The 21658-nt window shown below is 35.4% G+C and carries 17 protein-coding genes; all 17 read left to right on the top strand.

The genetic code is table 11. The annotated features are described in order from the left end of the window. Nucleotides 1–7 precede the first annotated feature (7 nt). The gene (locus tag ACQ76T_RS23245) at nt 8–532 is read left to right on the top strand and encodes a type VI secretion system transmembrane protein TssO (protein WP_431345576.1); all 525 of its coding nucleotides are present in this window, start codon (nt 8–10) and stop codon (nt 530–532) included. Nucleotides 533–581: 49 nt separating this feature from the next. Next, the gene (locus ACQ76T_RS23240; protein WP_431345575.1) at nt 582–1490 is read left to right on the top strand and encodes a PKD domain-containing protein; all 909 of its coding nucleotides are present in this window, start codon (nt 582–584) and stop codon (nt 1488–1490) included. 47 nt (nt 1491–1537) lie between these two features. Next, nucleotides 1538–3943: a type VI secretion system protein TssR domain-containing protein gene (tssR, locus tag ACQ76T_RS23235; RefSeq protein WP_431345574.1), complete on the top strand. Its 2406-nt coding sequence runs from the start codon at nt 1538–1540 to the stop codon at nt 3941–3943. Between the two features lie 457 nt (nt 3944–4400). Next, complete coding sequence (gene tssD / locus ACQ76T_RS23230) at nt 4401–4808, top strand: type VI secretion system tube protein TssD (protein ID WP_422694673.1); 408 nt, start codon at nt 4401–4403, stop codon at nt 4806–4808. 756 nt (nt 4809–5564) lie between these two features. After that, nucleotides 5565–6236: a hypothetical protein gene (locus tag ACQ76T_RS23225; RefSeq protein ID WP_431345573.1), complete on the top strand. Its 672-nt coding sequence runs from the start codon at nt 5565–5567 to the stop codon at nt 6234–6236. A gap of 277 nt (nt 6237–6513) precedes the next feature. Further along, nucleotides 6514–9009, top strand: coding sequence for an ATP-dependent Clp protease ATP-binding subunit (locus tag ACQ76T_RS23220; protein ID WP_431345572.1), 2496 nt, complete (start codon nt 6514–6516; stop codon nt 9007–9009). A gap of 66 nt (nt 9010–9075) precedes the next feature. Continuing rightward, entirely contained in the window at nt 9076–9942 is an 867-nt protein-coding gene (locus tag ACQ76T_RS23215; protein ID WP_431345571.1) for a lytic transglycosylase domain-containing protein, read from the top strand. 412 nt (nt 9943–10354) lie between these two features. Further along, entirely contained in the window at nt 10355–10768 is a 414-nt protein-coding gene (gene tssD / locus ACQ76T_RS23210; RefSeq protein WP_422694669.1) for a type VI secretion system tube protein TssD, read from the top strand. 197 nt (nt 10769–10965) lie between these two features. Then, the gene (locus ACQ76T_RS23205; RefSeq protein ID WP_431345570.1) at nt 10966–13134 is read left to right on the top strand and encodes a type VI secretion system Vgr family protein; all 2169 of its coding nucleotides are present in this window, start codon (nt 10966–10968) and stop codon (nt 13132–13134) included. A 3-nt stretch (nt 13135–13137) separates the two neighbouring features. Next, nucleotides 13138–14190: a LysM peptidoglycan-binding domain-containing protein gene (locus ACQ76T_RS23200; protein WP_431345569.1), complete on the top strand. Its 1053-nt coding sequence runs from the start codon at nt 13138–13140 to the stop codon at nt 14188–14190. An 87-nt stretch (nt 14191–14277) separates the two neighbouring features. Next, on the top strand, nt 14278–14841 hold the full coding sequence (locus tag ACQ76T_RS23195; RefSeq protein ID WP_431345568.1) for a hypothetical protein: 564 nt from the start codon (nt 14278–14280) through the stop codon (nt 14839–14841). 42 nt (nt 14842–14883) lie between these two features. Next, nucleotides 14884–16209 carry a hypothetical protein gene (locus ACQ76T_RS23190; RefSeq protein WP_431345567.1) on the top strand — a complete coding sequence of 442 codons (1326 nt, stop codon included), beginning with the start codon at nt 14884–14886 and terminating at the stop codon, nt 16207–16209. Between the two features lie 90 nt (nt 16210–16299). Beyond that, nucleotides 16300–16836, top strand: a complete 537-nt coding sequence (locus ACQ76T_RS23185; RefSeq protein ID WP_431345566.1) for a hypothetical protein — start codon at nt 16300–16302, stop codon at nt 16834–16836. Nucleotides 16837–17006: 170 nt separating this feature from the next. After that, nucleotides 17007–17420: a tetratricopeptide repeat protein gene (locus ACQ76T_RS23180; protein ID WP_431345565.1), complete on the top strand. Its 414-nt coding sequence runs from the start codon at nt 17007–17009 to the stop codon at nt 17418–17420. A gap of 294 nt (nt 17421–17714) precedes the next feature. Further along, nucleotides 17715–18128 carry a type VI secretion system tube protein TssD gene (gene tssD / locus ACQ76T_RS23175; RefSeq protein ID WP_422694661.1) on the top strand — a complete coding sequence of 138 codons (414 nt, stop codon included), beginning with the start codon at nt 17715–17717 and terminating at the stop codon, nt 18126–18128. A 94-nt stretch (nt 18129–18222) separates the two neighbouring features. Beyond that, on the top strand, nt 18223–18654 hold the full coding sequence (locus ACQ76T_RS23170; protein WP_431345564.1) for a hypothetical protein: 432 nt from the start codon (nt 18223–18225) through the stop codon (nt 18652–18654). A gap of 160 nt (nt 18655–18814) precedes the next feature. Further along, entirely contained in the window at nt 18815–21658 is a 2844-nt protein-coding gene (polA, locus tag ACQ76T_RS23165; RefSeq protein WP_431345563.1) for a DNA polymerase I, read from the top strand.

Genomic DNA, 21658 nt, shown 5'->3' with positions numbered 1-21658 from the left:
AAAAGATATGCAAGGACAAATCACACTATCTAAGAAAGAAAGGCATTATCAGTTTTTTTATTTGATACTGATGCTTGTAACCGCCATGTTATTTTTGGGAGTTATCTTTTTAAAAGGATTTGTATCCCCGTTTTCCGATGAAGACGTAAGAGGAATTCAGAACCTTGAACAAAAAGCAGAATTTGAACACCACCAAAAAGTAATTCTACCTATCATGGACAGTACTTATACCATGATCAGCAAGCTTACCAATGAAACACCACAACCCTTTGTGGAAAATAATATCCAATTAGGAGTAAACGATCTCAACAGTTACTTTAATGGCTATGACGTAATCGACATCCGAAAAGATGCTTATCCTCAGATTGCGAAATTCTATAAAATGTATTTTGACGACAAGAAAGTAATTTCTACAACTACTGAAGATATCAAGATCTTTCAGAAGCAGGTAGAAGAATGCAGAATCGGATTTAAAGATAAGCAGAACAAACTTTATGATCGTGAAAAAGCATTAAAGGAAAGAATGCAGTAAACAAAATTTAAATACTAGGAACTATAAAACACATCACAATTACTTAATTATGAATTATTTTCAAAAGAACAAGAAAAACATTATTATCGGTGTTATCGCAACCTTGCTCATCGCAGCACTTGTGGCTCTATGGCTGCAGAAGAAAGTGATACACTCTGCCGACGATATTGTTGGAGTGGTTTATCCGTCTTCACTGGCGGTGGGAGATACCCTTTTATTTGAAGATAAAACCCAATTTGCAAAAACCAAAAGATGGAATTTCGGAGACGGTACTACTTCTGATAAAAATACAGGGATTCACTTCTATAATAAACCAGGATACTATCAGGTGAGTCTTATTGTGGACAACAAGTACACAAAATCTTTTCCGGTAATGGTATCGGCAAGAAGCATTAAAGCCAAAGATACAGTGAAGTCTAAGACAACAATTGAAGCACCGTTACAGGCTATGCAGAACGAAAACGTACAGTTTCGTGCCGTTTCTGAAGCAAAGCAGTTTGCATGGAAATTCGGAGAGACAGGAAATACAGATTCTAAAGACAAGTTCACCATCTATTCATATAAAAAACCAGGAGATTATCTGGTTACTTTATACACAGAAGAAACGGAGGAACCTATTTATCACCGTATCAAAATTCTTCCTGTTTATGACGCTCTTGCAGAAGATGAAGTATCTGTAGAAGATTCTTATGCAAAGGTTGACAGTGATTTCAAATATCACCTCCAGCAGATTGCCAACGGAAACAGTTTCAATATGCACTACAATTACCTGTTGAAAACTTATCTGTGTAACAATGAAAACACAGTAGTAAAGGTAAATGACAGTAAAGCAAATAACTTCTATATGTACTGTGCCGGTCTTCAGTTTGACAAAAACGTAGTGATCCAGACTGTAAAAGTGAACCTTGATGATAAACAGAATTGTGTTACTAAAGTAGATATCAATCAAAGCAAATAATATCGTCCGTTTGTACGGATGTGCCAATCATAAAAAGATAAAATAGGATGAAAAATAAATTTCCTCTAGCAGCATATTATATAGGACTATCGGTATTGTTGACGAGTTGTCAGGTAAAGCTTCCCTCCAAGAAGACGCCCGAACCTTCTCAGTATGGGCAGATAGACAGCTCTCCTGTAGTCAATGGGTATCCTAAGAAGTCTACTCCCTGGATCGTTATTTCAGACAGATCCAGAAATACGGCTTACTTGGACAAAGACAACGAAAAATCATACAAAGAAGTAAAGTTCCTTGAACCTTTGATGGTTTTAAAGCATAGAGACGGAATGGTGAAAGTCGCGGAATACGTTCCCGATGCTTTAATGAAAAAAGTTTCACCAAAATCAGTTAAAACATACGGCTGGATTCATGAATCTGATTTGCTTCTTTGGAACAATTCTTTAAAAAGCGAAAAAACAGGTTATCCGGTAAGAGTAGCAGTAGTACCAAGCAACAGTGAAGTTATCAGAAACGCTGAAAGGTATTACAAAAATGACTCTATCATGGTGTTCAACTCACCAAGTCTTATTGAAAATGCCAAAGTAAAAATTCCCAACGGCCAGATCGTATATGTTTATAAACAGGCTGAAAATAACAAAAGATTTTTAGTAGGTAAAAAACCTTCAATTGACATAGACAGCATCGGTACTGGGCTATACGGATGGGTAAGTTCCAATGTAATTTCTTCATGGGGCGAACGTTCTGGTGTAAAACTGAAAAATACGACAGGAATTAGTGAATCAGCTTTGGGAATTCACGAAGGATATCCCGGAGGTTCAGCATCCGATGCTGAAAATAAAACAGCAGTACTTCTTACAGATGTTAACAAGAGAACTCCTCTTGAAAATATCTTCCCTGTGAATCTTTCCTTAGAAGAAGCTCCGGCTCCGGATACAAAGACCAAATATTTCACTAATATTTTAGATTACAGCAAAAACTTTGTTTCCAACGTATTGGGAGAACCTATTTACTTTGACAGATACAGAGAAATTACAGAGAGAGATAAAAATATAAACATCGTTTTTGCATTGGATATCAGTGCTCCGAACACTCCTTATACTCCTATTGTAAAATCATTACTGCAGGACCTTCAGCTTAGATTTGAAAAACCATCCTATTTCAGCAATGTAAAATATGGAGTGGTTTTATATAAAAATAATCCTTGCGGAAACAATATTTCTGTTTCAAACTTAAGTACAGATTACAGCAAAATAAGCTCATTTATTGATCAGAAAACCAATGAAATGAACTGTGCTAGCAATAATGGATATCAGCCTGTAGGGGAGGCGCTTACGGCAGCAGGAAATCTTCTTTCCAATGTTTCTGATGAAACCAATATTGTTGTAACAGTAGGAACATCTGCTAACCAGAGCGGAAATATGTATAGTGTTATCAGTTCACTTACTCAGGCTCAGGCCAGGCTGATCATGTTCCAGACCAGTGCAAGATCTTCAGATACTTACAACGATTTTGTATTGATGGCCGAAAATGTAGTAACCAATACAGCGAAAAACATTGCGGAATTAAAAAAGCAGAAGATCATTAACCAGTATGATGTTCTTACCAAAAATAACTTCAGTCTTGTAGAAGGAGACGCAGGATTCTTCTCCTTAGATTATCCAAAACAGAGTATGTCTCAGGGATTTGTAATCTTTCCTAAAAAAGGCGACATTACAACTCCAGGGTTCCTGAAAAAATCAGTAGACAGTCTTATTTCTCAGGTTACTTTAGATAATCAAACTGTGGACAAATCTCTGAATGCCTATTTCCATTCATCAGTGGGAGCAGGAAGAACAGATGTAGACGTAAAATACAAATATCTGTATCCAGGACTTACCAATCCTGTTTCTGCAGGAATTGCGGCTCAGTTGATCAACTACGGAAGTCCGTTCCTTGTAAAAGGTTATATTCCTAAAGAATTGAAAGAATTTACGCCTGGTATAGAAAAAGGGATCCTTATTTCTGAAGCGGAATATGATAATTTAAAAGCATTCTACACGGAAGTCTATAGAAATACTGAAGCAGACAAACCAGGATTCAGCCAGTCCAAGGCGATCAAAGAATACGTGAAGTTGCTGAAAAAATATAACCCGACCATCAAGTTTCTGGACAAAGGAGATCTTTATGAAATGCCAATGTCTTATGCTGTTGGGATGAGTACCGGGTTCGATCTTTCGGAAGAAGAGCTTATGTCTAAGTATAAACTGAAAGGGTGGAAAAAGTCAAAAATTGTTTCCAGTGAAACCGTAAGAAACTACTTTCATCATTATAAAGATTTAGCGGACAGAATGCTTGCCAACAGAAATAATCCGGCAGTAAAAATCCAGCAAAACGGACAGACTTTCTATTGGTTGAACGAATACTTTACCCCAACAAGAATTCCGACGGAACAACCGGAATATACCAAGCATTAAAAAAAACAAATATTTAATTTTTATAATTACTAAAAGCAGAAGGCAAGTACTTCTGCTTTTTTTATCTCTTTTTTTGAAAATGAGGAGATAAAAGTAGAAATTGAAGTTTGGTTTTTGTAAAGATGAATCATTTTTAATCTAAATTTTGAGCCTTCAATGAACAAGGTGAATTTTCCATTCATAGTGAATATTTATCGCTTTTAATGCTGTTTATTTCTCTTTTATGTGTAAAATATTCTTTTTAATGGCGTTTTTTTAGAAGCTGTAAAATACTTTATAAAGCTTGTTTGAGTGATTTTATTAAATCCATTGTCGTAGAATTACGACACAAAATCGTAGAACTACTACAATTTTTCAGATTTATGGAGAAAAGTTTTTTTTACAGGAAAAGACCCTCTATATTTGCTGAACAATCACCGAATCACAAAATATTAATTACGATCAAAATTTACAAATCATGGCAGAAAGAAATTCGAGAGGAATCTTAAAATTCAACAACGGAGAAGGACAGAAGCTGTTAAAAATGAACTACAGCGTTTCAAGATCTACAGATGTATCTGGACGTGTAGCATCAGATCCTTCCAATGCTCTTATCAAAATTACTGTAGAAGCTACAGAAAAATCTGATATTCTAGAGAGCTTGCTGAACGGAAAATACAAACCAACAGTAGGAGAAGTTACATTCAACAAATCACACGAAGAAGGAACGTTGATCACGCTAAACTGGAAAAACGGTTACGTTATCCAGCACGAAGTAGATTTCGACGCTATCGACAGCAACAGTATGCTGATCAGTTTTGTAGTAAGTGCAGAAACTATTGACTACGGTTCTTCAGAATATGCAGGACTTTGGCCAAGCAGCTAGAATTTATACACATTATCAACATTCATAAGAAAAAGACTGTCTCTATTGAGGGCAGTCTTTTTTGACTGCAAATTTGAAAGTCAAACTATCTGACGAGGATTTCATCAAATATCTTTACATTCACAAAATAACACCAAAAATTGGGTACGGGCTAAAAAGCTAAAAACAAACCATGAAAGCAGCAATCCTTTTTTTTTCAATATACCTTCTAATCGGTATAGTCAGTTATTTTGGCTATCGTTTAGTATACAATTCTTCATTTGATTTAGGGCTTTTTTGCGAGGTGAGTACAGATTGTTATGAAATGGCTCAGAAAAGCATTATTTTTAATTGGATCCTATTGTTCATCCTGATCGCAGTGGGAAGATTGATCTTAAAAAATAAGTATCAATATCTCATGGTCGTACTACTGGTTTTATTTTTCAATATTATAAGACTGGGGTCTGCAGTAGCCATGTTGTTACTTTTTATCGTAAATATGTTGGTATTGCTTTTTTCGGCATTTCTTATAGAACAGGAATCCATCTGGCATCGCATTATAGCTTGTATAGGAATCATATTGATATATTTTCTTGAATTGTTTTACATCTCTGAGTTGTTTTATTACAATCCACGATTTGAGGCTTTGGAAAATGTAATGTATATTGTGCTACCATTTTTTTCTCTATGTAATCTGTTACTAAGTTTCTTAAAGAGAAAAACGGATAAGGTTGTACAGCCTTTACATTAACATATCATATAAAAACTAAACCATCTATGAATACCATTACAACTCACCTCAAATATTTTTCAAAACTTTCTGCAGTCTTTATTTTCAGCCTTTTTAAAATATATGCATTAGGAGTTCTTTCAACCATTATTACTCTGGTTCTGGGAATTTACATCCTTTCAGAAACTTTGGGCTCATCACTGGGACATATTGGTGCTGTTGCTTTTTTAGTAGCGACTGTAATGGCAAAACCGGTGTCTGCAGGTTTATTTTATATTGTAATGATTGCTGCACCTTTTTTTACCGCTGTTTTTGCTACAAAATATGCTATGTCGGTAGTCATTCATAAATTGCTTCAGGATCATTCAAAAACAATCGTAACTCCTTTTATTGATAAGGTAATTAATGTATTTAAAGCGAAACAGCCTACAGTGATCAGATCCAGCGCAGATTTCGCAATAGCAAAAGTCAAATTACTGAACGAATTTAAAAACAGCTCCGAAAACAAAATCCTCAAAAAAATCATTGGCTATGCTCTCAACAAGATAAAATTTGATGAATTGAATCTGGGGGCAGAAAATGCAGACTTCTCCGAGATTATTAAAACGCAATTGCTGGAAAAACTTCATGAATTGGCAGAACCTTCGGCGGTGATATTCTATATCTACATCGGACTTCAGTGGATAAGTTTGATTCTCTTGTATTTTTTGAATATATAAATCATTTTGTAGAATAAAAGAATTTAAAAGAAGAAATTGGTGGTTTCAACTTTATCATAAAGCAGACCCAAAGAAAGAAAAACAACGGCTGCTACTTCTCTGGATGAAGAATTAACTATCTTTATCACATTTAGAATAAAATATTTAATTTTAGCAGAATAAAATACCGCTTTTCATTTCTCCATCACCAAGGAAGAAAAAAGCAAAAATTCAGACATCAAATCATCTGAAAAAAGTAAAACAGAACGCAAATATATTAATATAAGAAAAATTATAAATGGGAGTACTAGTAACCAACGAAACAGTAAAGCAACTATTTCACATTGCTCAGTCGATAGCGAAGGAAAATTACAACGGAACATATGGAGGACCACATATCCTGCAGGCTTTAATGCATAAAGATATTGGACTTAATGAATTCCTGAAAAATATAGATAAAGACCCAGGCTATTTCTATGAATGGGCAGATGTTCGTATTGAAGAATATCCTAAAACAGCTCATCTTCCTGATGAAGTAGGTCAGGATGATGCCATAGATACACTTATCGAAGAAGCAGATGATATCCGCTTGAAATTAGGACTGGATGAGATTACACCCATCTGTATTCTGACTGCTATCGTAAAGCCACAGGTCGTATTCTCGCTTCAACAGTTAAAATCTCTTCCATTAAGAGAACATGATATATTCAATCTGTATAGAAAAGACACACCTTTTACCGTTTCAGAAGATGGCGATTTTTCTTCTGTATTTTCAAACGGATCAGACTATTCAGATTCATCCTTTCCATCCATTAAAAGCTACTGTGTAGACAGAACAGCGCAGGCCCGAAAAGGAGATCTTGAAAATATCATCGGTAGGGATAAAGAACTCAGAATGCTTGTAGAAATCCTTTGCCGTAGAAGCAAGCCTAATGTAATTATCATCGGTGAGCCTGGTGTGGGAAAAACAGCATTGGTAGAAGGTTTTGCCATCGAAATTACCAAAGGAAATGTACCGGAAATGCTGAAAAACGGAACCCTTTTGGAATTGGACACTGGGGCATTATTAGCAGGAACTTCCTATAAAGGCGAAATAGAAGACCGTCTGAAAAAGGTGATCAATGAATGTAAGAAAATTGAAAAAGCCATTTTGTTTATTGACGAAATCCATACCCTTCTGGATCCAAAAGGAAGCATTGGAAATGTAGCCAATCTTCTGAAACCGGAACTTGCAAGAGGGGAAATTACAGTAATTGGAGCCACCACTCAGGAAGAATATAGAAAAATTATTGAACCGGAACAGGCTTTCAACCGTCGTTTTGAAGTATTAACAGTGAACGAGCCGGACGAAAAAACCTGTGTGAAAATGATTGATGTATTGCTGGAAGGCTATAAAAAACACCACGGTATTGAAGTCGAAAAAACAGCCCTTCCAGAATGTGTAAGATTGGCAAAAAGATATGCAAAAGGTAAAAAATTACCAGACGCCGCCATCGATTTATTAGACAGAACAATGGCTGCCATCAAAATGCTTGATGAGCTTTCCGAAAAAGAACTGGAAAGCTGGAAAGAAAGCTATGAATCTATTTTAAAAGAAGAATTTACAGACAATAAAGATAAAGCAGATGAGCTCATCTGGACCTACAATCTCCTGAGAGATAAAATAAGCCCTATTCTTTGGGGATCCCTCAGTGAGCAGCCGGCGATAGATAACTCTATGCCTGTAGACCAGATTCAGAAGATTATTGAAGATACTTACGCAGAACTTTTACAACACGCTGCTAAGAAGAGAGAAAAAGTAGACCGACTTGAGCTGGCCGCAGTAATGGCTGCCAAAACCAATATCCCAATCGGGAAAATTCAGGCTCAGGAAAAAGAAAAACTCCTGAATATGGAATCTCTGCTACTGAACAGAGTTGTAGGCCAGGATCATGCCTTGAAAATACTTTCTGATGCTATCGTTGAAAACCGAAGCGGTTTGAACAAACCAGGACAACCTATCGGATCATTCTTTCTTTTAGGGCCTACCGGTACCGGAAAAACAGAGCTGGCAAAATCGATGGCAGAATTGCTTTTCAATGATGAAAAAGCGATGGTACGTTTCGATATGTCGGAATTTAAAGAAGAACATTCTGCAGCATTGTTATATGGAGCGCCTCCGGGATATGTTGGATATGAAGAGGGAGGTATGTTGGTGAATAAAATCAGACAGCAGCCTTATACTGTTGTTTTGTTTGATGAAATTGAAAAAGCACACCATTCTGTATTTGATGTATTCCTTCAGATCATGGATGAAGGAAAGGTTCATGATAAATTAGGAAAAGAAGGAGATTTTAGCAATGCTTTGATTCTTTTTACGTCAAACATCGGAAGCGAAGAAATCGTAAAACAATTTGAAGAAGGGAAAATCCCGGAATCGTCCTCGTTGATGCAAATTATGTCCAATTCTGGAAGATTCAGACCTGAATTTTTGGCCAGAATTACAGAGATCATTCCTTTTGCACCGATTACAGAATCTATTGCAGAAAGAATTTTCAATATCCAGCTGAAATCACTTCATACCTCACTGACAAGGCTGGGAATTGCTTTAAAAATAAGTGATGATGCAGTAAGAAACCTTGCTTTAGGAGGATTCAGCAGTAAGTATGGAGCCAGACAGATTTCAGGAGTCATCCGTGCACAGCTTGCAAGGCCGATTTCCAAAATGATCGTTAGAGAAGAAGTAAAGTCAGGACAAACCGTTCATGTAGACTGGAATGAAGAAGAAGGGAAAATAAGCTGGAAAGTAGACTAATCATGAAGCAAAAAGGTAGATTTACAAATCTGTTTTTTACCTTTTCGCCTTTCAAATATATTTAAAATGAAAACGATTTTCAGAAATATTTTTACAGGGTTGATGCTTTTAGGAACCGTTGTTTTTGTAAACGGGCAATTCCTTGAGGCTTCAGATACCTCAGAAAGCAGTGTAAAAAGATACCAGGGAATCATTAATGCCAACAAAGATCTTGTTGAATTTATTGAGCAGCTGCTCCTTCAAAAAGGACTTCCAAAGCATTTGAGAAATCTGGCTCTTATAGAATCACATTTTAATAAAAATATTACCTCAGGAGCAGGTGCTGTGGGAATCTGGCAGTTTATGACCGCTCATGCCAATCAATATGGGCTTACGGAACAGGGGCGTACAGATATTTATAAAAGTACAAAAACAGCAACGATCTCTTTGAGTAATCTTTATAAAAAATACAACAATTGGGTAACTGTAGTAGCTGCCTACAACTGTGGTGAGGGAAATATAGCAAAAGCAATGCAGGCGGCAGGTTCTTCTCAATACCACGAATTTTATAAATATCTTCCGGCAGAGACCATTAATCACGTCAAGAAGTACCTCAATGCATGCTATGCAACAGGAGAACTTCAAAGCGTGTTGAGTAACTACAACTCAGCAAGAATTAATAAAATATTCTTTGAAAACGGAAATAGAAAAACAGTAACTGAAAACCTGGCCGAAACAGAGATCAATGCAGGATTTAACCTGAAGGTAGTTGCTGATGAACTGAATGTTGAGGTAGATAGAATTTTATCCTGGAATCCTGGAATTGTCGAAGAATTACAGAAAAAAGGTGAAAGTACATTTTTTCTTCCCACTGACCTGATGCCGGATTTTCTGCTAAGAAAAAATAAAATCCTGACGCGTTCCATAAAAGTAGGAGCTGCCATTCAGCAATAGAATTACAGTAACGATTTCAAATACAAAAATCTCCTTCGTGCGAAGGAGATTTTTTGTTATGAATAAATTTTCCTGAATACAGTGAAAAAAATATAAATCTTTAAAATAGCTGAAATATAGTTGCTTAAGATCTCCTTTTTTGAGCTGAATTTTTTCCTTTAATCATCATTATTTCTCTTTAATGTGTAAAATATTCTTTTTTTTAAATAATAAATAAAACATGAAAAGCTTATCTGGAGCCATATAAACGTGCTTGTTAAATCCATTGTCGTAGAATTACGACACAAAATCGTAGAACTACTACAATTTTTCAGATTTACATTCAAAAGTTTTTTTTACCAAAAAAGACCTTCTATATTTGTTGAACAATCACCGAATCACAAAATATTATTAACGATTAAAATTTACAATCATGGCAGAAAGAAATTCAAGAGGAATCTTAAAATTCAACAACGGAGAAGGTCAGAAGCTGTTAAAAATGAATTACAGCGTAGCAAGATCTACAGACGTGTCAGGACGTGTAGCATCAGATCCTTCTAACGCACTTATTAAAGTTACAGTAGAAGCTACTGAAAAATCAGACATCCTTGAAAGCTTATTGAATGGAAAATATAAGCCTACAGTAGGAGAAATCACATTCAACAAATCACACGAAGAAGGAACGTTGATCACTTTGAAATGGGAAAACGGATACGTTATCCAACACGAAGTAGACTTTGACGCTATCGACAGCAACAGTATGCTGATCAGCTTCGTAGTAAGTGCTGAAACCATTGGATACGGTACTTCTGAGTACGCTGGACTGTGGCCTTCATCTGGCAAATAAGCCTATTCATCATCTTAGTAAAAATAAAATTGGTACAGGACAGTGCACTCGTAAGGGTATACTGTTCTGTTTTTTCCATATAATACCATGATATTTCAGGCATATTCTTTGTGAGTATAACTGTCAAATATATATTGATTCTGTATTTGCTGTATCAGCAGTCATTTATTTAATGTATAACCCAAACACAAAACACTATGTTTCAGGATGACAAAACAATTAGAGTAGAAAACTCCGATGCCAGCTTGAAGGCAGGTAAAGAACAGCTGAAAAATGCTGTAAAAGAAAATATTACTCAAAAAGCAGAAGAAAAAGTGAGTAACGCAAGCGGAAAAATTAAAAATGTTGTAACAACAGGACAACAAAGTGTAGCCGCTGTACAGGGAGCAGATTTGTTCATGAATCAGACTCTGGTTCCCAATAATTCTTCCATTGTTGAAAATAAAGTATGGGCTAAACAGCCTACTTCAAAAATACATAATGTAGAAGCGATTGCCGAAAGTTTTATTGCCGGAATCAACCGGGTGGTAAAACTGGATATCGTTATTGAAGGTCAGATTATTAATCATTTCAAACATTTTAGACTGATACAAAGCGCCGCCAAACATCATGAATTCAGTCTTACATTGGCACATGACACACTAGGAAGCGCAGAAAATCACAATCTGGAAGAAGCACAGAATTTTTTAGGAAAAAGAATAACGGTCGTTTTTAAATATAAAGATATTGATAAGGGCGCTGAACGAAACTTTGTTGGAGTCGTTACAGAAGTAGGATTCAGCCAGGAAAAAGGCAGTTTGGGAAATATTGTACTGAAAGGTTACAGCCCAACCGTATTATTGGATGCGGCCCCTCATATTCAAAGCTTTGGAGGCAGTCAGCCTGTAAGTTTGAACAGTATTGCAGATCATGTAATCAGGGAAGGATTGGGGCAAAATAAATTTGACTTTAGAGTAGATGCTCAACATGGAAATGTTTCCTACAGCTCACAATACGAAGAAACCCATTACAATTATCTTGCAAGAATGGCGGAGGCTTATGGTGAGCAGTTCTATTATGACGGGGAAGTGCTTCACTTCGGTAAACTTCCTCCACAGGAAAAACCGGTAAAACTTACCTATGGAAGCAGTGTAAGCGATATTGCCGTTAAGATGAAAGCCCAGCATGTAAGTCCAAGTTTCTATGGATACAACAGTAGTAAGCATGAAAAATTAACTGGCGGAAGCTCGAAAATCAATCACACTTCAGATATTGCAAGACGTGCTTATGAAATCTCCGAAAAAACATTTACCACTCCTTCTTTAAGAGTGGCACCTATCAAGGCGTCGTCTTTTATGGATATTGATGCTTCTCAGAAAGGAACTGCCGGAAGTAAGGCATCGGAAGTTTTTATCACTTCGGGAACCACTACAGTACCTTTTTTATATCCGGGATGTACTGCAGACATTGAAATGCGTAAAGCAGATACCAATGATACAGCCTATTTTACTAAATTAATGATCATCGGAGTCGTTCATGACGTAGATGCCCGAGGATATTATGATGGTCATTTTGAAGCCATTGCCGCAGATACAGGTTTCATTCCAAGACCTGAGTTCGAAAATCCAAGAGCCGAAGCTCAGTTTGCCAAAGTAATATCCAATACAGATCCTCAAAATCAGGGAAGAGTTCAGGTACAGTTTGACTGGCAAAACGGACCGGATATCACAGAATTTATCCGAGTAATGTCCCCTGATGCGGGAAGCAGTGATAAAGTGAACAAAAACAGAGGATTCATGTCTATCCCTGAAGTTGGAGATCAGGTCATTGTCAACTTTGTACATCAGCATCCTGATCGTCCGTTTGTAATGGGAGGCATGTTTCATGGTCGCGTAGGTGCCGGAGGTGGAGCTGGAAATAATGTCATGAGCTTTAGCGGAAGAAGTGGAGCCGAGCTGAAATATGACAACGGAGCCGGTTCTATGAATTTAAAAGACCAGGGAGGAGCCAATATGTTTTTCGATGGAGCTGGAAATGTAGTACACAATGCCAATAATGACAGTACCAAAACCGTTGGTAATGATAAAACGGATAAAGTAGGAAATAATAAAAAGCTGGAAGTAGGTTGCGATCATATTGCAGATGTGGGAAATACCCATAAAGTGGCAGTAGGAAAAGACCAAAGTGTATTTACAATGGATAATACCGGTACAATTGATTTAACAGGTGTTAAACAAATTAAACTTAAAGTGGGAAGCAGCGAAATTGTGATTACTGAAAATAAGATTTCTATTACAAGTCCGGAAGTAGATATTAAGGCAGGAAATGCAAGTGCCAATTTTAAAGGTAATACAAAAATAACAGGAACACAGGTAGATATTAATTAGAAAATGGAATTTATAAAATACGAAATAAAAAAAGGAGATACATTAAATTCTATAGCAGAAAAACAAGGAATATCAGTTAAGGAGCTTATTCGTTTTCATAATGAAAATTGTGGATTAACGAATATTATTATTGGAAGTTCTATTCCTTTACAGTTAAGCTTTCTGATCTTGGAGAAAAATAATAAGAAAGCTTTCAATGAAGAGGAAAGGGATAGAATTAATTATATGGCAAGGTATAGATGTGAGCAAATTAACATATCTAGAATAAATAATAACGTAATAACACTTTCTGCTAATACATATTCAGAGTATCTTTTAAAACGGGATGAAATAGCTTCAAACATTTTTGAAGTAAAATTGGTCGACAGTACATTTAATGCAGATCCCGTTATTTATGAACAGGGTTTTGATTTTGCATTAAAGCTTGAAAAATTAAGAACTCCTGTCGTGTGTAGTATTGATTCCAGTGGAAGAATTGATAAAATTTATAATGAAGATGAGTTGCGATCAAGATGGGAAAATTTCAGAGATAACAAATTAAATAGCGACCCTGTATATACTCAACTGCGTACCCAAGCACCTGAGCAGGCTAAAGATCTTATAATCACAGGAAATAAAGAATTTTCTTCAATGTCTGATTTTGCGATGACATTGGATAAAAATCTTTTCTTCCATATTATATTTAGAGCTATTCAAGGAAAAAAATTAGAAGATTATGATTTGAATCAGATGTCTCAGATATTTCCTAATGTAGATCTAAATACGAATGTGATTAAATCTTTAGTAAAGGAAGATGATAATGTGGAGGTTTATAGGCTGGTAGGTACTCTTTCTAAAGAAAAAATATCGAATGAATCATTGGAAATAATGTATAATGAAATATATAAACCAATGATTAAATATTCGTTTACAGAATTTGATTATATCTATAGAGTAAATTACACTATCGATAAAAGCTCAGGCATGTTGGTTGAAGGAAGAGCTGCTCTGTCAGAGAAAATAAAAAATAATTATGAAATACTCACGGAATTTAATATAAAAAGAGTAGAATTATAAAGAGAGTATTTGGAAAAGAATATACTTTGTTGGAAGAAGTTTATAGGAAAAAAATTATCTTTTGACATCATATAAAAATAGAATGTAATGAATAATTTTGAAGTAAGAGTTGCGAACAAAAAAGTCACAGTTTTTGGTTTTATAGGAGCTATACTACTATGTGGAATTCTATATCTATGGGGCTCAGAAATGAAATATACAACTCAGCAAACCTATATGATGATTGTTGGTCTAAGCTTGTATGTATTGATAATGTATCGTGTCAATTTAAAAAAATCCCAAATAGTCAATTTTAATTTCAATAATAATGGGGATATGGTTATTCGAGAAAATGAGAGCATTTTACAGGAAGTATATGATATAAATAGTTATTATTATAAGAATATAATTCCTCGAAAATTTGGGTTTTTATTATACGTAAGAACACATAAAGAAAACCATCTCTATTATATTGTATCTAAGGATTTAGCCACCTATAAAAAATCAGATTCCGATAATGTTGATCAACTTAGCAATTGTATAGATACTTTATTTAAAGGTAAGAAAAATAGAAATGTGATTGTTGATTTTATTGCATACTTACCTCCATTACTAATTCTTATTTCTATCATAGTAGTGATATCGGTTTTATATGGAATCAATACACAATAAGCAGCTACTAACAATCTTTTTAACAGTTTAAAATTTAAAAATATGGCAGTTTCATATATTCCACAAAATAAGGTTTTTGCAGTATGTACTTTTCAATTGAGTTCAGCGCCACAAAAATTTTCTTACAGTAGAGGAAAAGTCAATGTCTATTATCAGAATAAAAAACAACCGGTACTTACTGCGGATGATAAAAATATAATGAGAGAATTTACCTGTAAATCTCCATGGAATCTAGCAGGTACATTATTAGCTTTTGGTGCTGGTTTATTACTTGTGGCATCTGGTCCTGTGGGATGGATTGCTGTGGGACTTATTGTAGCTGGAACAGTTGCTGTAATTGCTGCTGCTGTTCATAAATGCACTGATCCACTAAAAGCTGGAAATTGGTTTCTCGCTCATAATTCGGTAAAAATTAATGGAGCAGCAGCAATTACCCGCTCATCTATATTGAAGTGTGATAAAGGGGGAGTTCTTACTCCTTTTTTTGATGAGGCAACTGCAATTGCTGTAGCAGGTTCAATTTCAACAAGAAATAGATGGGAATTAGGAATTAACGTAGTAGCTTCGTTTGGTGCTGGTTTTTTTCTTCCAAGTGCTTTTTCAGGCTGGGGTGCAGCTTCTGTTGGAGGAAAGATCTGGTTAGGAGGAGGAAGGTTTGTACTTGGCTTTCTTGCATTTAGTGGGCTTAATTATGGTGAAAGGGGAATAATCAGAACATATCATGAAAACGCTGGAGATCTAAAGGATAATACCACTTACGATCAAATGAATAATCATAAAGAAGTATTTGTTGAAAACGGAAAACCTGTTGAAAAAGATATTGATCAGAATAGTTATCTAGGAATGCCTTCAAAGCCGGATGATTTTACACAGGACTCTGAAGATTTAGTAAAAGTTGAGAAAACAGGTGGATCAGGAAGCAACTCCTATAAGATATCATATATGAGTAAAATTACAGGAGTAATAGAATCATATACAGTACTTGCAGAAAGTAGAGCATTACAGAAGCAATTAAATCAATTGGATGGACTTAGCAGGCCCGTACTTAGTAGAAACCCTATCGCTCAACAATTACTGAATGATTTAAACGCTGGAAAATACCCAGAATGGAAAAATGCTATACGTTTTTATAATCAGAATAAAATGAGACCGGGAATGGTTGATGACGGAAGAACAGCAATGGCTAATGCAACAAAGGAAAATTTAAAGAGCTTTGCATCAAACTCTGTACAGGGAATTCTCTTTGTTATTCCTTTTATAGGAACTTGGTTGTCGGAAGAAGCACGAGCAGATCTTGCATTAGCCGTATCAACAGATCTTGCGGCCAATGCTGGTGTTAGTCTTGTTGCTGAAACTCCTGTGGATTAAACCAGATAATGAAAAAATAGAGATATATTTTATAATTATCATCCGGCAAAGAATATAATTGGAAAGTTAATGAAGAGGTAATTATAAAATTTGAAAAGTAGAATTATAATGATGAGTTCACAGGCATTATCTAAAGGAAAAGGATATTATCACTCTGTAGTCACTAAAACTGCCTATTTATATCTTCCTCTATTTGCAGTAATCGTTTTAGTCTGTACCATTTTTGAAAAATTGAGGTTTATCCTATATTGTACAGTGGTAGGCGCATCTTATACATTTATTTTAAATCAGTTGAAGAAAAAAAGTATAGACATTGAGTTTAGCTCAGATCATATTGCATTAGATAGCTGCATCATACCTATTGAAGATATACAGAGTTATTATCTTTCTTTACCTTTAAATCAATTATTGATGCTGAGGATTAAAACAAAAAATAAAGACATTCCCATTTACATAGATAAAGATTTAAAGACCGTTATTGAATCTTTTTTTGAAAAGCATTCCATTCGACCCTTGAAAGAAGGATATGACAACTATTTAAAATATGGACATTTGATCATGCCTTTTGCAGGATTGTTTATTTGTGGATTTGTTTATAGTATCTATAATTGCTTTAAATATAGTTGATTACAGTTGTAAGTCTCAACACTAAGATTATTGAAAGCAAAGTATATAAATTAGAAAATTTTGACACTAAAATAAAACTGTAAACTATATATATCATTTTTATACTATTTCTATTTATTAATTTTATTGCTTAATGAAAAACTATTTTATTATTAGGTGTTATCGGACTATTGGGAATTGTAGCTATTGCAAAAAATAAACTGTTTACAAATCCTAATGATGATTTATACAATAAAGGCTGGACGGAATATCAAAGTGGAGAATTTCAAAAATCAATAATGTCTTTATCCGGTCTAGATATCAAAGAATATCCTAAAATATCTATGGCATTGGGAGATAGTTATTTTGAAATGCAGGATTATAAAAATGCCGAGAAATACTTACAAATCACTTTTGATAAGCATCTATTCAAAAATGTAGATGAAAAGAAAATGCTGACAAATATGCTGGGGATTTGTAATATTGAATTAAAAAATTATAAAAATGCCAGATTCTTTCTTGAAGAATCAGAGAAACTAGGAAACCCTAATAGTAAAAGAAACCTACAAATTTTAGATTCTCTGGAAAATCGTAATAATAAATAGACCTGAAAAAGGTCTTTGTTAGATAAAAATAGATGTTAGAAAGACATGATATTTCCCATTTTTGTGTATTAATTTGTGTTTATTTATTTCTATAACATGATCTATAAAGTATTTATTACTAGATATTTGTATTATTTATTAACTCCATTGTCGTAGAATTACGACACAAAATCGTAGAACTACTACACTTTTTCAGATTTCCTTTCAAAATCTTTTTTTTCAAAACCATGGGTTTTATCTTTGTTATATAATTATTGAATTACAATTTATTACTAACGATTAAAATTTACAATCATGGCAGAAAGAAATTCAAGAGGAATCTTAAAATTCAACAACGGAGAAGGTCAGAAATTATTAAAAATGAACTACAGCGTTTCAAGATCTACAGACGTATCTGGACGTGTAGCATCAGATCCTTCTAACGCATTGATCAAAGTTACAGTAGAAGCTACTGAAAAATCAGACATCCTAGAAAGCTTATTGAATGGAAAATATAAGCCTACAGTAGGTGAAATTACATTCAACAAGTCACACGAAGAAGGAACGTTGATCACTTTAAAATGGGAAAACGGTTACGTTATCCAACACGAAGTAGACTTTGACGCTATCGACAGCAACAGCATGCTGATCAGCTTCGTAGTAAGCGCAGAAACTATCGGATATGGTACTTCTGAGTATGCTGGACTATGGCCTTCATCAGGTAAATAAGCCGATACACTTTAATAAAAAAATTACAACAGAACAGTATGCTTATGGAGTGTACTGTTTTGTGTTATCAATCCTCAGACTTATAATAAAAAAAATGTTCAGAAAATTTTTACTCATTCTTGCCTTTACTACTTACTTTACCTCCTTACAGGCACAGAATACTTCTACTTTATACAAAGGAACCGTAAATGGAAAAATGCAGGTAACCTTATTCCTACAGTCAGTTGAAAATGGGTGTGGAGGCGACCCTTTCTACAACGGTATGTATCGCTACGAAAAAGTCAGCAACTGGTTGCAGCTTAATGTAACCGAAGGGGTAAAACAACAATTTGCCATGGTAGAAGAAGGCTTTACCGGTCTCATGATTTTGAAAAAAGAAGGAGATGTGATGAACGGAACCTGGATAAGCCCGGATAATAAAAAGCAACTCCCGGTACAGCTTAAAAAAGTAAACATAAGTAAAAAAGAAATGCAGACTTATGAAGACAAAATGGAAAAGCTGAACTATGAAAATCATGATTGTTAATAGGCAAATCATAAGACAAAAATAATCCCTCAGAAAATGAGTCCGAAATCGTTTAAGTACTAAACTTTTAGCCATTTCGGACTCATTTTTCGTTTTCAACTTTCTATTTTCACCTCCCGATTTCTATCCTATTTTCATATATTTGTTCATTATAGATAATATGGACGCAACACAAGATAAAAGGCTGTTTCTCATCGATGCTTATGCGATGATTTTCAGAGGATATTACGCACTGATCAGGAATCCGAGATTAACCAGTAAAGGTCTGGATACTTCTGCTATTTTTGGTTTTACAAACTCTCTTATCGAATTGATTAGAAGAGAAAAGCCTACCCATTTGGCAGTCGTTTTTGATGTAGGACAGGCAAGTGTAAGAACAGATGATTTTGCAGACTATAAAGCCAACAGAAGCGAAACTCCCGAAGCCATTAAAATTGCAGTTCCATATATTCATAGAATTTTGGAAGCTATGCATATTCCAATTCTTGGTGTAGAAGGTTACGAAGCCGATGATGTAATTGGTACCATAGCTTGCAAAGCAGAAAAAGAAGGCTATACTACCTTTATGGTAACGCCTGATAAAGACTTTGCTCAGTTGGTAACAGACAAAATCAAAATCTATAAACCAGGTTTGAAAGGAGGCGATATAGAAATTCTTGGAGTAGATGAGGTGAAGGCAAAATACGAAATTGAAGATCCAAAACAGGTGATCGATTATCTTGCCATGATGGGAGATGCGGTAGACAATATTCCAGGTCTTGATGGCGTAGGAGAGAAAACTGCAATGAAGTTCCTTAAAGAATATGGAAGTATTGAAAACCTTCTGGCTAATACAGACCAATTAAAAGGAAAACTGAAAGAAAAAGTAGAAGCTTCGGCAGAACGTGGTATCATGTCTAAGAAATTAGCGACCATTATCTGTGATGTTCCAGTAGAATTCCATCAGGAACAATACGATCTTGAAACCCCTGATTTTGAAAAAGCAAAAGAAGTTTTCGAAGAAATAGAATTCAGAAGACTGTACGAAAATCTTTACAGAGCTTTTGCACCTTCTACTACAGAAACCGTAGCAGTAGTGAGTGAAGTGGAAGTAAAAGAAAAACAGACTCCCACAGCAGCAGAAGTGAAAGGACAGGCCATGCAGCTTGACCTTTTTGCCAATTTCGAAGAACTTGATCAGGCTACCTCTACAAAATCTAATATTGAGCACAACGACCATCTTTATCAGTTCATAGATAATCCTAAGGCTCAGAAAAAATTGGTGGACAATCTGTTGAAACAAAGAGCAGTTTGCTTTGATACAGAAACGACATCTCTGAATGAGCTGGAAGCAGAGTTGGTAGGAATGAGTTTTTCTTATAAAAAAGGACTTGCCTATTACATTCCTTTATCCGAAAACAGAGAGGAAGTATTGCAGACTTTGGAGATTTTCAGACCATTTTTTGAAAAAGAAGATCTGCTGAAAATTGCCCATAATCTGAAATTCGATTATAAAATCCTAAAACAGTATGACATTACCGTAAAAGGAGCCATGTTTGATACCATGATTGCCCATTATCTCCTAAATCCAGATGGCAGACATGGAATGGATTATCTTTCAGAAGTATATCTGAACTACAAACCCGTATCTATAGAAACCATTATCGGGAAAAAAGGTAAAAAACAGGGAACTTTCAGAGATGCAGATCTGAGGACACAGACAGATTATGCTGCTGAAGATGCCGATGTAACATTCCAGTTATATGAGCTGTTTGCACCACAACTGAAAAAAGAAAACCTTGAAGAACTTTTCTACAATATAGAAATGCCTCTGATGGAAGTTTTGGCCAAAATGGAGCTTACCGGAATTTCTCTGGATGAAAAATGGCTGGCACAGGAAAGTGTTGATCTTGAAAACGATTTGAAACAGTTGGAAGCTAAAATTTTCGAACTGTCCGAAGAAGAATTCAACATGAACTCACCCAAACAGCTTGGTGAAATATTGTTTGAAAAAATGCAGCTTGATCCAAAAGCTAAGAAAACTAAGACCGGACAATATGCAACTTCAGAAGATGTCCTTCAGAAACTGTCTTCAAAACATGAGATCATTAAACACATTCTGGAATACAGAACCTATCAGAAATTAAAATCAACCTATGTAGACGCTTTGCCTTCACAGATTGACAAGCAAGATAACAGAGTACATACGAACTTCTCTCAGACTACAGCTGCCACAGGTCGTCTTGCCAGTGTGAATCCGAACCTGCAGAACATCCCGATCAGAACGTTGAGAGGACAGCAGATTCGTGGAGCTTTTGTTTCAGGAGAAGGAAAAAAGATTATCTCTGCCGATTATTCCCAGATCGAACTTCGTCTTATTGCTGAGATTTCAGGCGAAGATAATATGATCAAAGCCTTCCAGGATGGCGAAGATATTCACGCTTCAACAGCAGCCAAACTCTTTAAAATTCCTTTGGAAGAAGTTTCAAAAACGCAGAGAAGCCAGGCAAAAACCGTCAACTTCGGAATCATCTACGGACAGGGAGCTTTTGCGTTAGCAGAACAAACAGGTTTGTCCCGTACAGAAGCCAAGCAAATGATCGAAGCCTATTTTGAGACCTATCCAAAACTGAAAGAATACATGGCAGGACAGGTAAATAGAGCTCGTGAGATAGGATATGTGGAAACTATTCTAGGAAGAAAAAGACATTTGAAAGACATCAACTCCAACAATTTTGTAGTAAGAGGCCATGCCGAAAGAAATGCGGTAAATGCTCCGGTACAGGGAAGTGCTGCGGATATCGTAAAAATGGCTATGATTAAAATTGATAAAGAGCTGAAAGAACAAAAATTAGAAACCAAAATGCTGCTTCAGGTACATGACGAATTGGTATTTGAATCTCCAATTGATGAGGTAGAAGCTGCTTCAAAATTAATAAAAATAGAAATGGAAAGTGCTTTAAAAACACAGGTTCCGTTACTGGTAGAAATCGGAGTAGGAGACAACTGGCTGGAAGCTCACTAA

It is taken from the genome of Chryseobacterium sp. JK1, assembly GCF_050632815.1.
Classification (GTDB): Bacteria; Bacteroidota; Bacteroidia; order Flavobacteriales; family Weeksellaceae; genus Chryseobacterium.
The sequence above is the reverse complement of the archived record's forward strand: the minus strand, read 5'-3'. Positions and strand labels throughout refer to the sequence as shown.